The following is a 12737-nucleotide window of genomic DNA, read 5'->3' on the forward strand; positions in this document are numbered from 1 at the left end:
CAAGCATTGAGTAAAAAAGTTGAAAATATCGGAAATACGTTCACCTCTTCTGAAAATAAAAAGAAACAAAAGCAAAAAATGAGAAGACGTGTGATACGCAGACGTATCACTTTGTTTGGTGGGATACTGCTCGCGATTATTATTATTTTGTGTATCATGCTTGTCACTCAAAAGCAAAGTAATAATGACGATGCTGTAGAACGACAACAAAAAGAAGAAAAATATCAAAAGCAACAAGATGAGGAATTAGCATTAAAAGAACAACTTAACAACTTAAATGATAAGAGCTATATAGAAAAAGTAGCAAGAGATGATTACTATTTAAGTAATGATGGAGAAGTTATATTTAAGTTACCGAGTGATAAATCGGATGCAGGTTCAAAATCTTCTAAAGAAGATAAATAGCGAAAATTATTTTTTTGCATCATAATACCATTGTTAATTTATGCAAACAGGCATATAATAAGGTTAAAATCGAAACAAATCGGGAGGATTTATTTACAATATGTCAATCGAAGTAGGAAACAAGCTTAAAGGTAAAGTCACTGGTATTAAAAAGTTTGGCGCTTTCGTCGAACTTCCAGAAGGAAAAAGTGGCTTAGTTCACATAAGTGAAGTTGCAGATAATTACGTTGAAAACGTAGAAGATCATTTATCTGTTGGAGATGAAGTTGAAGTTAAAGTGCTATCTATTGCTGATGACGGTAAAATTAGTCTATCTATTAAAAAAGCAAAAGATCGTCCGCGTAGACCTCAAAGTAAACCTAGTCATAAACAACCACAACCCAAAGGTGAAGACTTTGAAAAGAAATTAACAAACTTCTTAAAAGATAGCGAAGATAAATTAACTTCCATCAAACGTCAAACTGAATCAAGACGCGGTGGCAAAGGCGCTAGACGCTAATAATAGATAATACAACTGTTTTATATATAACTAACTGATTTATTGAGAACAACGTACAATCAATGATTCCAATATTAAGTTTGAGCGTAACAATCTAAGACTGTTTTCTTAATTGAGGAAACAGTCTCTTTTTATTGTAATATGGGATGATTCCAAAGTGATTAGGCTAATTGTTGGAAGATTTAGAGTGAGTGGAGGTAGATGAAGCTGAACGTTAATACTGAGGGTTGGACGAAAGATAAGCACATTGTATTGGCGGTTTCTACAGGTGTTGATAGCATGGTGTTATTACATGAGTTAATCACAAGATTGAAAGATTCATACACAAAATTAACCTGCTTACATGTAAATCACAACATCCGCCCGATAGCGAAGGAAGAAGAATATTTTCTCAAACAATTTTGTAAAGCGCATCATGTTGAGCTTTACGTTAAGCACTTAGATTTATCAGATGTTATTGAAAAAGGGAATAGTATTGAAAATGACGCAAGAGTAGCACGTTACCAATGGTTTGATGAGATGATGTATGAATTAAAGGCAGATATCTTACTGACCGCCCATCATCAAGATGATCAGATAGAAACTATTTTTTATCGAGTAATGACTGGACGTTCCACAAGAAGTAGTTTAGGTATGGCTTATCAAACTGCACGCGCATCTTATCAGATATGTAAACCATTATTATCGACAACAAAAAATGAAATTCGTGATTATCAGGTTATGCATCGTGTACCTTATTATGAAGATGAAACAAATACACAAAATCATTATGTGAGAAATGACATTCGTAATCGTATTTTGCCTGAAATAAATGAAAATGCACAACTTGCTACAGATCAATTAATCAAACTAAAAGAGTGGCATGATGAACAACTTGAAGTGATAAATAAAGAAGCCGTCGCATTTATAAAACAAGATATACGTAAAAGTGTTAAAACACAGAAGTATACGATAGCAAGATCACAATTTTTAAATTTAAGGCATAGTGTCAAGATGGCAGTGTTAGATAACCTGTTTGAACAACTTCAAATCACTCGCTCAATAACTGAAAAAACTTATAATGAGTGGTTTCAAAAATTAGAAGGAAATTTGACGCAATGCACATTATACACGACAGATAAATGGATAATTCATATCGCTTATGATAAATTTATAATAATGGCAAATTATGATGTGAAACATTTTCCGATTCAGATTACTCACCCTGGTATATACAACTATAGTCATTATCAAATTGACGTTAAACATGACTTTCCTGTTGGGGACTTTCCGTTAGTTATTCGTACACGAAGAGATGGAGATAAATTCGAGTTGAATGGTATGGAAGGACATAAAAAAATAAGTAGGTTGCTTATTGATCATAAAATCGTTCAATCCGAACGCAATCAATTACCAGTCATGGTTAATGCCCAAAATGAGATTATTGCTGTTGGCACATTATATTTAAAAAATAAATACGAACAATCAATTTTTATACGAGATATGGGAGAGGAATAAAAACATGCGAGATGATTTAAAAGAAATATTATTATCAGAGGAAGATATTCATCAGATTTGTAAAGATTTAGGTGAAGAGATTACACGAGCTTATAATGGGAAACCGCTTGTATGTATCGGCATATTAAAAGGTTCGGTCATGTTTATGGCAGACTTAATAAAATATATTGATACGCATTTAGCTATTGATTTTATGGATGTTTCAAGTTATCACGGTGGCACAGAATCTACTGGAGAAGTTCAAATTTTAAAAGATTTGAGTTCGTCAATTGAAAATAAAGATGTGTTAATTATTGAAGATATTTTAGAAACTGGAACAACATTAAAATCAATCACTGAGTTATTGGAGTCACGTCGTGTTAATTCACTTGAAATTGTAACATTACTTGATAAACCAAATCGTCGTAAAGCTGATATTGAAGCTAAGTACGTTGGTAAAAAGATTCCGGATGAATTTGTGGTTGGATACGGTTTAGATTATGCTGAACACTATCGTAACTTACCGTATATAGGGACACTTAAATCAGAAATTTATTCAAAGTAAGCAATACAATTTTATGAAACTGAAAATTATTATATAATGTAAGTCTAAGCGTAAATATATTAATCAGTATGTCTATGTGTTCGCTTTAAAAAGTATTTTTCATACATAAAACGAACGTGACTTAAATTGTAAAATATTGAATTTTGTAACTTATGTGCACTAGGGACAATTTAAATTTAAAATAGAGCATTGAAAATTGTAAACATAGTACAAAAGTTGAAATACTAGCCGTAAACTCATGTATTGTGTTACAATTTTTGTTAGTTTTATTATTGAAGTAGGAGGAAACGACGCATGCAGAAAGCCTTTCGTAATGTGCTTGTTATCGCAATTATTGGCGTTATAATATTTGGTTTATTTTCATTTTTAAATGGAAATGGTAATATGCCAAAACAACTTACATATAACCAATTTGTGAAACAGCTAGATAAAGGTGATTTAAAATCACTTGAGATACAGCCTGAACAAAATGTATATATGGTAAGCGGTAAAACCAAAGATGATAAAGAATATTCTTCAACTATTTTATATAACAACGATAAAGAATTAGAAAAAATAACTGATAAAGCACAAAACCAAGACGGATTGAAATTTACAGTTAAAGAAGAAGAAAAACAAAGTGTATTTGTAAGTATTCTAACTACACTAATTCCTGTATTAATTATTGCATTATTATTTATTTTCTTCCTAAGCCAAGCTCAAGGTGGCGGCGGCGGTGGCGGTCGTATGATGAACTTTGGTAAGTCCAAAGCTAAAATGTACGATAGCCAGAAGAAACGTGTTCGCTTCTCTGATGTAGCAGGCGCGGATGAAGAGAAACAAGAATTGATTGAAATTGTCGATTTCTTAAAAGACAATAAACAATTTAAACAAATGGGATCAAGAATTCCAAAAGGTGTTTTATTAGTAGGACCTCCAGGTACAGGTAAGACTTTACTTGCACGTGCGGTTGCTGGTGAAGCAGGCACACCATTCTTCTCAATTAGTGGTTCTGACTTCGTTGAGATGTTTGTTGGTGTCGGTGCAAGTCGTGTGCGTGATTTATTTGAAAATGCTAAGAAAAATGCACCATGTATTATTTTCATCGATGAAATTGATGCAGTGGGTCGTCAGCGTGGCGCTGGTGTTGGTGGCGGACACGATGAACGTGAACAAACGCTTAACCAATTACTAGTTGAAATGGACGGATTTGGCGAAAATGAAGGTATCATTATGATTGCCGCTACGAACCGCCCTGATATTTTAGACCCAGCATTATTACGTCCGGGTCGTTTTGATAGACAAATTCAAGTTGGTCGTCCAGATGTTAAAGGACGTGAAGCGATTTTACATGTTCACGCTAAGAACAAGCCACTTGATGAAACAGTAGACTTAAAAGCAGTTTCTCAAAGAACACCAGGCTTCTCTGGTGCAGATTTAGAAAACTTACTTAACGAAGCATCTTTAGTTGCTGTTCGTGAAGGTAAGAAAAAAATCGATATGCGTGATATAGAAGAAGCTACTGACCGTGTTATTGCAGGTCCAGCTAAAAAATCTCGTGTTATTTCAGAAAAAGAACGTAATATTGTTGCCCACCATGAAGCTGGTCATACAATTATTGGCATGGTGCTTGATGAAGCCGAAGTTGTTCATAAAGTAACGATTGTTCCACGTGGACAAGCGGGCGGTTATGCAATGATGTTACCTAAACAAGATCGCTTCTTAATGACCGAACCAGAGTTGCTAGATAAAATTTGTGGCTTACTTGGTGGACGTGTTTCAGAAGATATCAACTTTAATGAAGTTTCTACGGGTGCTTCTAATGACTTTGAACGTGCAACGCAAATTGCGCGTCAAATGGTTACAGAATACGGTATGAGTAAGAAACTTGGACCTATTCAATTCTCAAGCAGTAGCAATGGCCAAGTGTTCTTAGGTAAAGATATGCAAGGTGATCCTGAATACTCTGGACAAATTGCTTATGAAATTGATAAAGAAGTACAACGCATTATTAAAGAACAATATGAGCGTTGTAAAGACATTCTGTTAGAACATAAATCACAATTAATCTTAATTGCTGAATCATTACTAACAGAAGAAACATTAGTTGCTGAACAAATACAATCATTATTCCATGATGGTGTGTTGCCAGAAGTTGACTATGACGGAGCTAAAGTCGTAGAAGAAGACAAAAATGACTTCGAAGATGGTAAATACGGTAAATCATATGAAGATGTGCGTAAAGAACAATTAAATCGTAGTGACGATGATCAAAAAGACGATCATGAAGATGAAGAATCTGGTGACAATGAAAAAGACGGTGAAAATTCAGAGCCAACTGGCCATGAACAAGCACCTGACATTGACAGACCAGGTAATTCAAACGACCCTGATCGTCGAAACTAAAGACTGAATTTTAAACTTCTTTCTGCTATGATACGAATAGTAGAAAGAAGTTTTTTTATGGTTCATATAATTGCAAACAGATGTTTCGCAATTTTTGGTGCGAAAGTTTAAAATAAATTGCGTTATTAAAAAGTAACCCAAAATAGACATGAAAATGAAATGTTTTATAATAAACACAGTTAATATTAAAGGAGAAATTTTAAAAATGACAAATGATTATATAGTTAAAGCTTTAGCTTTTGGAGGACAGATTCGTGCTTACAGTGCCTTGACAACTGAGAGTGTGCAAGAAGCACAAACAAGACATTATACTTGGCCGACTGCTTCTGCAGCACTTGGGCGCACAATGACTGCGACATTAATGATGGGCGCAATGCTAAAAGGAAATCAGAAGTTAACAGTTACAGTAGATGGCCAAGGACCAATTGGCAAAGTTATTGCTGATGCAGACGCTAAAGGAAATGTACGAGGTTATGTCACAAACCCACAAACCCATTTTCCTTTAAATGATCATGGCAAGTTAGATGTTAGCCGTGCAGTAGGAACGAATGGTTCATTAACAGTTGTTAAAGATGTAGGATTGAAAGATTATTTTTCTGGTTCTAGTCCACTTGTTTCAGGTGAACTCGGCGATGATTTCACATACTATTTTGCAAAAAGTGAACAAGTTCCTTCATCAGTAGGATTGGGTGTATTGGTTAATCCAGATAATTCAATTAAAGCTTCTGGAGGATTTTTAATACAAGTTATGCCAGGCGCAGAAGACGAAACGATTAATAAACTAGAAGATGCGATTAATCATATGACACCTGTTTCTAAACTCATTGATCAGGGTTTAACACCTGAAGAATTACTTTTTGAAATATTAGGTGAAGAAAATGTACAAATATTAGAAAATGTTCCAGCACACTTTGAATGTAATTGTGGACATGACAAATTTTTAAATGCGATTAAAGGTTTGGGAGAAGCTGAAATTCAAAATATGATAAATGAGGATCATGGTGCTGAGGCGGAATGTCATTTCTGCAGAAATAAATATCAATTTTCTGAAGAAGAGTTACAGCAATTATTAGATAATATTAAATAAACCCGCTAGAATGAAACTAGACAGATAAGTATGTTAGGTTAAAATTGGAAGAATAAGTTTTTGCAGTTGTATTTACAGAAAAATCTGATAAAATAGAATGTATATCCGATTGAAAAAGTAGGTTTTAAACTTTTTAACGAAAAGGAGCAATACTTATGACAAATAAACCAGTAGATAACATTGTAGAAGTAATTGGTAACACACCAGTAGTTAAATTAAATAAGGTAGTAGACGAAGACATTGCAGACGTATATGTTAAACTTGAATATCAAAATCCAGGTGGTTCTGTAAAAGATCGTATTGCATTAGCGATGATTGAAGAAGCTGAAAAAGCAGGCAAAATCAAACCAGGTGATACGATTGTTGAACCAACAAGTGGTAACACTGGTATTGGTTTAGCATTTGTTTGTGCTGCTAAAGGTTATAAAGCCGTTTTCACTATGCCTGAAACAATGAGTCAAGAGCGTCGTAATTTATTAAAAGCATATGGCGTAGAATTAGTATTAACGCCTGGTTCAGAAGCTATGAAAGGCGCGATTAAAAAAGCAAAAGAATTAAAAGAAGAACATGGTTATTATGAACCTCAACAATTTGAGAACCCTGCTAATCCTCGTGTTCACGAATTAACAACAGGTCCAGAATTAGTTCAGCAATTTGAAGGTAAAACAATTGATTCATTCTTAGCTGGTGTTGGTACTGGTGGTACATTAAGTGGTGCTGGTAAAGTATTGAAAGAAAACTACCCAGACATTAACTTAGTTGCGATTGAACCAGAAGATTCACCTGTATTAAGTGGTGGCGAACCTGGTCCACATAAACTACAAGGTTTAGGTGCAGGATTTATTCCAGACACTTTAGATGAAAATATCTATGACGAAGTAGTTCAAGTAGGTAATGAAACTGCAATGGACATGGCGCGTAAAGTTGCTAAAGAAGAAGGTATCTTATGTGGTATTTCTTCAGGTGCTGCTATTTATGCGGCTATTGAAAAAGCGAAACAATTAGGAAAAGGTAAAACAGTAGTGACTGTATTGCCAAGTAATGGTGAACGTTACCTTTCTACTCCTTTATTCGCATTTGATGACTAATCCAATATAACGTGAAATTGAGCCGGGCACATATAAATGTGCACCGGCTTTTTGTTTTGCAGTGCCTTTTAATATGTTCAAGGATAATGTTAAATTTTAGGTTGGTATATGTATGGATTAAGCGCTGATTACTGAAAAATATAGCAAATAACGTTATTATAGAAATAAGATAACAACTTAAAGATAAAATCATTTTATAAGTGAAAGGAAGCAAAATGATTATGACACATACAAAAATTATGGGCATATTAAACGTTACACCGGATTCATTTTCAGACGGCGGTAAATATAATACAGTCGATCGTGCAGTGAAAAGGGCAGAGGAAATGGTAGAAGAGGGTGTGGATATTATAGATGTTGGTGGTATATCTACAAGACCAGGATTCGAAGAAATTACTGTAGAAGAGGAATTGGACCGTGTATTACCGGTAGTGAAGGCATTGAGTCACTTAGACGTTCAACTATCAATCGATACATATAGAAGTGAAGTAGCAGAAGCAGCGATGAAATTAGGTGCAACAATGATAAATGATCAATGGGCTGGACTAAATGATGCACGTATATTTGATATTGTTGCAAAATACGAGGGAGAAATTGTGTTAATGCACAATGGCGATGGTCAAAGATCAGAACCAGTTGTTGATGAAATGTTAGTGTACTTGCTTAAACAAGCAAATAAAGCTGAAATGGCTGGCATTCCTCAACATAAAGTTTGGCTCGATCCAGGTATTGGGTTTGCAAAAACTAGAGAGGAAGAAAAAGAAGTCATGGCACGATTAGACGAACTTGTAGCTACAGGTTACCCAGTACTGTTGGCAACAAGTAGAAAAAGATTTATTAAAGAAATGATTGAGCAAGAGACCACACCTGTTGAACGAGATGAAGCAACAGCTGCTACTACAGCCTATGGTATAATGGAAGGCGTAAAAGCGGTTAGAGTACATAATGTCGCGCTGAATGTTCGTTTAGGACAAAGCATGGATTATTTAAAGGAGAATGATAATGAGCGACACAATATTTCTTAATGGTATGAGATTTTATAGTTATCATGGTGCGCTACCAGCTGAAAATGAAATTGGCCAAATATTTATCGTTGATATTACGATGAATGTTGATTTGAGCACAGCAGGTCAGTCAGATGATGTTAAGGATACGGTACACTATGGTGAAGTATTTGAAGATGTTAAAGCAATTATGGAAGGTGAGCCGGTAAATTTATTGGAGCATCTAGCGGAACGTATTGCAAAACGTATAAATTCACACTATAATCGTGTAGTGGAAACGAAAGTCAGAATCACTAAAGAGAATCCACCCATACCAGGTCATTATGATGGTGTAGGTGTAGAAATAGTGAGGGAGAGTCGCGCATGACATACGCATATTTAGGTTTAGGAAGTAATGTTGGGGAGCGGTTGACTCAGCTTGAAGCGGCCATATCGATTTTAAATGATAAAGAGGGCATTACAGTTACACAGAAGTCACCGATTTATGAGACGGACCCAGTAGGTTATGTAGATCAACCGCAATTTTTGAATCAATGTATTGAAGTTCAAACCACATTGGAGCCTAACGAATTATTGAAAGCCTGTTTGGATACTGAGCAACAACTACATCGAGTGAGAGATATACGTTGGGGGCCAAGAACCTTAGATGTTGATATCTTATTATATGGAGATCAAATTATTAATGAATCTGAGTTAATAGTGCCACATCCACGTATGTTGGAACGTTCGTTTGTACTTATTCCATTGAATGACATTGCAACGAATGTCATTGAACCTAATTCAAATAAGGAAATAGGGCATTTAGTGATACCAGATGAGTCAGTTAGAAAATATGAATTTTAATAAATGTGCGTAAATGCGTATTTTTGAAGCGGTTATGTGCACGTACATTATATGGATTGAATTTAATGAGTTACTGTCAGTCGTGTGAGTACATGTGGAGCGATTTAGGCATATAAAATATATGCATGCACCCATTGACGTGTATAACTTAGTGCTTTTTATGAAGAACTGCATATGTAACTATCAGTATTTAATCACTGGCCGCGTGTCAGTTGCACGATTATCTATTTGAAATTAAGTATTTATAAGTGAATCAATAAAATCCAGAAAAAAGTTTAAATAACTTTATTCCGTTTGCATCGTCTAGTAGAATTGAAGAGTGAGAAAGTTGGAATGTGAGAAGTACATATGAATGTGTTTAGCTATCCTTAAGGATACTCACTTCTAAGAATAAACAAAGCAGAAAATGTTTTGTTAAGTTGAAATTCGGTAATAAATGATCATTTTTATTTAAATATTTCAATTAGAAGTCCAAGCAATAGAAAGTGAAAGTAGAACAAGAAGCATAAAGGAGAGAAAGTTATGTCAGAAGAAATGAATGACCAAATGCAGGTCCGTCGCCAAAAATTACAAGAACTATATGATTTAGGAATAGATCCATTTGGTCAAAAATTTGATCGTACTTCAATGGCAACCCCATTACATGAAGACTGGGATCAATTTAGCAAAGAAGAATTACATGAAAAAGAAGAAGAAAGTCATGTAAGTATTGCTGGACGTTTAATGACGAAACGCGGAAAAGGTAAAGCGGGCTTTGCACACGTTCAAGATTTAAGTGGTCAAATACAGATTTATGTAAGAAAAGACCAAGTAGGTGAAGATCAATTTGCTATTTGGAATTCTGCAGATCTTGGAGATATAGTAGGCGTGGAAGGCGTAATGTTTAAAACTAACACTGGTGAACTATCAGTTAAAGCACAGTCATTCACTTTATTAACAAAAGCCTTACGTCCACTCCCAGATAAGTTCCATGGCTTACAAGATATAGAACAACGTTATCGTCAGCGTTATTTAGACTTAATTACTAACCAAGATAGTACACAAACATTCATTAAACGTAGTAAAATATTGCAAGAGATGCGTAACTATTTAAATCAACAAGGATTTTTAGAAGTAGAAACACCTATGATGCACCAAATCGCAGGTGGAGCAGCTGCACGTCCTTTCGTTACACATCATAATGCGTTAGACGCTACCTTATATATGAGAATTGCGATTGAATTACATTTGAAACGTTTAATTGTTGGTGGATTAGAAAAAGTTTATGAAATAGGTCGTGTATTTAGAAATGAAGGTGTGTCTACAAGACATAATCCGGAATTTACTATGATTGAATTATATGAAGCTTACGCTGATTATCATGATATTATGGATATTACAGAAAATATGATTAGACATATATCTGAAAAAGTATTAGGTACTGCGAAAGTAACGTATGGAGAAGAAACAATAGATTTAGAATCTAAATGGAAACGAATCCATATGGCCGATGCCGTTAAAGAAGAAACGGGTGTCGACTTCTTCAACATTCAAAGTGACGAAGATGCGAAAATAGCTGCTAAAGAACACGGCATAGAAATTACAGATAATATGAAATATGGTCATATATTAAATGAGTTCTTTGAACAAAAAGTTGAAGAAACACTCATTCAACCAACATTTATATATGGTCACCCAATTGAAATCTCTCCATTAGCTAAGAAAAATGCGGAAGATCCAAGATTTACAGATCGCTTTGAGTTGTTTATTGTTGGAAGAGAACACGGTAATGCATTTACTGAATTAAATGATCCAATCGATCAAAGAGCAAGATTTGAAGCGCAATTAGTAGAAAAAGAACAAGGCAACGATGAAGCACATGAAATGGATGAAGACTTTATCGAGGCGTTAGAATATGGTATGCCTCCTACAGGTGGATTAGGAATCGGAATTGACAGATTGGTTATGTTACTTACAGATTCTGCCTCTATTAGAGACGTATTACTGTTCCCTTATATGAGACAAAAATAATAGCGATAAATATAATAGAACTGGATCAATCTTTATACATCATGTAATTGATGTGTGAAGATTGATCTTTTTTTATGCTATTTACAAGGCGTGTTTATCGCGAATATAATATAACTTAAAAGAAAATCAGTACATGAATTTAATTCTTTAAAGTAATAAGATACATTTAAGTAAGATTCTGCTATAAAAATATAAAAATAAACTGAAAAAAGGATGGAAAAGTCAGTTTCTATATGGTAAGATAGTTCAAGTCGAGTTAAAGAAACGAGATACGGCTTAACAAATGCAACAAAATAATTTAAGTAAATGTTTGAAAAGCTATTGACTTAAATGTTAAAACGTTGTAATATATAAAAGTCGTCAAAAACGAGTTATTACATAACAAATATTCAAGTGAAGATCTTGTAAAGAAAATTTAAAGATAGTGTAAAATTGACTATTGCAAATAATCGTTAAACAATGTATCATTAATTGAGTAAGTTATTTTGTCTGGTGGCAATAGCAAAGAGGTCACACCTGTTCCCATGCCGAACACAGAAGTTAAGCTCTTTAGCGCCGATGGTAGTCGGACTTACGTTCCGCAAGAGTAGGACGTTGCCAGGCTTAGTAATCGAATTGATTTTATGTGGAGGATTAGCTCAGCTGGGAGAGCATCTGCCTTACAAGCAGAGGGTCGGCGGTTCGAACCCGTCATCCTCCACCATTTCAAATGAATAGCCGGCCTAGCTCAACTGGTAGAGCAACTGACTTGTAATCAGTAGGTTGGGGGTTCAAGTCCTCTGGCCGGCACCATTTCATGAGCCATTAGCTCAGTTGGTAGAGCATCTGACTTTTAATCAGAGGGTCAGTGGTTCGAGCCCACTATGGCTCATCCAGTTTCATTTTGCAGAAGTAGTTCAGCGGTAGAATACGACCTTGCCAAGGTCGGGGTCGCGGGTTCGAATCCCGTCTTCTGCTCCATTATTTTTGCCGGGGTGGCGGAACTGGCAGACGCACAGGACTTAAAATCCTGCGATAAGTGATTATCGTACCGGTTCGATTCCGGTCCTCGGCACCATCATTTTAATATAGCGCCCGTAGCTCAACTGGATAGAGTACTTGACTACGAATCAAGAGGTTACAGGTTCGACCCCTGTCGGGCGCACCATTTTAAAATGCATGTTAATTATATATACGGGAAGTAGCTCAGCTTGGTAGAGCACTTGGTTTGGGACCAAGGGGTCGCAGGTTCGAATCCTGTCTTCCCGACTCTTTTTGAAAATAGTATGGGGGCTTAGCTCAGATGGGAGAGCGCCTGCTTTGCACGCAGGAGGTCAGCGGTTCGATCCCGCTAGTCTCCACCATATTGATTATTATTGAAGAAATGAACATTGAA

The 12737-nt window shown here is 35.4% G+C and carries 11 protein-coding genes, 8 tRNA genes and 1 rRNA gene; all 20 read left to right on the forward strand.

The window, feature by feature from the left end; all coding sequences use genetic code 11:
* Positions 1-6: 6 nt before the first annotated feature.
* The 20 genes from KA893_RS13430 to KA893_RS13525 all read left to right on the forward strand — a co-directional run bounded on the left by KA893_RS13430 (position 7) and on the right by KA893_RS13525 (position 12705).
* Complete coding sequence (locus KA893_RS13430) at positions 7-405, forward strand: FtsB family cell division protein (protein ID WP_011303866.1); 399 nt, start codon at positions 7-9, stop codon at positions 403-405.
* A 100-nt stretch (positions 406-505) separates the two neighbouring features.
* Positions 506-904 carry a S1 domain-containing RNA-binding protein gene (locus KA893_RS13435; protein ID WP_002484195.1) on the forward strand — a complete coding sequence of 133 codons (399 nt, stop codon included), beginning with the start codon at positions 506-508 and terminating at the stop codon, positions 902-904.
* 201 nt (positions 905-1105) lie between these two features.
* Positions 1106-2401: a tRNA lysidine(34) synthetase TilS gene (gene tilS, locus KA893_RS13440; protein ID WP_002484194.1), complete on the forward strand. Its 1296-nt coding sequence runs from the start codon at positions 1106-1108 to the stop codon at positions 2399-2401.
* Positions 2402-2405: 4 nt separating this feature from the next.
* Positions 2406-2945 (forward strand): hypoxanthine phosphoribosyltransferase, encoded by a 540-nt coding sequence (gene hpt / locus KA893_RS13445; protein ID WP_002484193.1) that lies wholly within the window; start codon positions 2406-2408, stop codon positions 2943-2945.
* Between the two features lie 294 nt (positions 2946-3239).
* The gene (gene ftsH, locus KA893_RS13450) at positions 3240-5330 is read left to right on the forward strand and encodes an ATP-dependent zinc metalloprotease FtsH (protein WP_002484192.1); all 2091 of its coding nucleotides are present in this window, start codon (positions 3240-3242) and stop codon (positions 5328-5330) included.
* Between the two features lie 205 nt (positions 5331-5535).
* Complete coding sequence (gene hslO, locus KA893_RS13455; protein WP_002484191.1) at positions 5536-6417, forward strand: Hsp33 family molecular chaperone HslO; 882 nt, start codon at positions 5536-5538, stop codon at positions 6415-6417.
* A gap of 155 nt (positions 6418-6572) precedes the next feature.
* Entirely contained in the window at positions 6573-7505 is a 933-nt protein-coding gene (gene cysK / locus KA893_RS13460; RefSeq protein WP_210125937.1) for a cysteine synthase A, read from the forward strand.
* A 221-nt stretch (positions 7506-7726) separates the two neighbouring features.
* Positions 7727-8530 carry a dihydropteroate synthase gene (folP, locus tag KA893_RS13465; RefSeq protein ID WP_011303862.1) on the forward strand — a complete coding sequence of 268 codons (804 nt, stop codon included), beginning with the start codon at positions 7727-7729 and terminating at the stop codon, positions 8528-8530.
* Positions 8508-8876: a dihydroneopterin aldolase gene (gene folB, locus KA893_RS13470; protein ID WP_011303861.1), complete on the forward strand. Its 369-nt coding sequence runs from the start codon at positions 8508-8510 to the stop codon at positions 8874-8876. Before folP ends, folB begins: the two co-directional genes overlap by 23 nt.
* Complete coding sequence (folK, locus tag KA893_RS13475; RefSeq protein WP_002484187.1) at positions 8873-9352, forward strand: 2-amino-4-hydroxy-6-hydroxymethyldihydropteridine diphosphokinase; 480 nt, start codon at positions 8873-8875, stop codon at positions 9350-9352. The genes folB and folK overlap by 4 nt, the downstream gene beginning before the upstream one ends.
* Positions 9353-9874: 522 nt before the next feature.
* A complete protein-coding gene (lysS, locus tag KA893_RS13480; RefSeq protein ID WP_002484186.1) occupies positions 9875-11362 on the forward strand; it encodes a lysine--tRNA ligase in 1488 nt (495 codons plus the stop codon).
* A gap of 488 nt (positions 11363-11850) precedes the next feature.
* Positions 11851-11965: ribosomal RNA gene (gene rrf, locus KA893_RS13485) — 5S ribosomal RNA — on the forward strand.
* 24 nt (positions 11966-11989) lie between these two features.
* Positions 11990-12065, forward strand: a tRNA-Val gene (locus tag KA893_RS13490).
* Between the two features lie 13 nt (positions 12066-12078).
* Positions 12079-12154 (forward strand) — tRNA-Thr (locus KA893_RS13495).
* Positions 12155-12160: 6 nt separating this feature from the next.
* Positions 12161-12233: transfer RNA gene (locus KA893_RS13500), tRNA-Lys, on the forward strand.
* A gap of 14 nt (positions 12234-12247) precedes the next feature.
* Positions 12248-12322 (forward strand) — tRNA-Gly (locus KA893_RS13505).
* An 8-nt stretch (positions 12323-12330) separates the two neighbouring features.
* Positions 12331-12419 (forward strand) — tRNA-Leu (locus tag KA893_RS13510).
* Positions 12420-12432: 13 nt separating this feature from the next.
* Positions 12433-12509, forward strand: a tRNA-Arg gene (locus tag KA893_RS13515).
* 27 nt (positions 12510-12536) lie between these two features.
* Positions 12537-12610 (forward strand) — tRNA-Pro (locus KA893_RS13520).
* A 19-nt stretch (positions 12611-12629) separates the two neighbouring features.
* Positions 12630-12705 (forward strand) — tRNA-Ala (locus tag KA893_RS13525).
* Positions 12706-12737 lie beyond the last annotated feature (32 nt).

Source organism: Staphylococcus sp. GDY8P126P, from assembly GCF_017891965.1.
Taxonomy (GTDB): Bacteria; Bacillota; Bacilli; order Staphylococcales; family Staphylococcaceae; genus Staphylococcus; species Staphylococcus saprophyticus.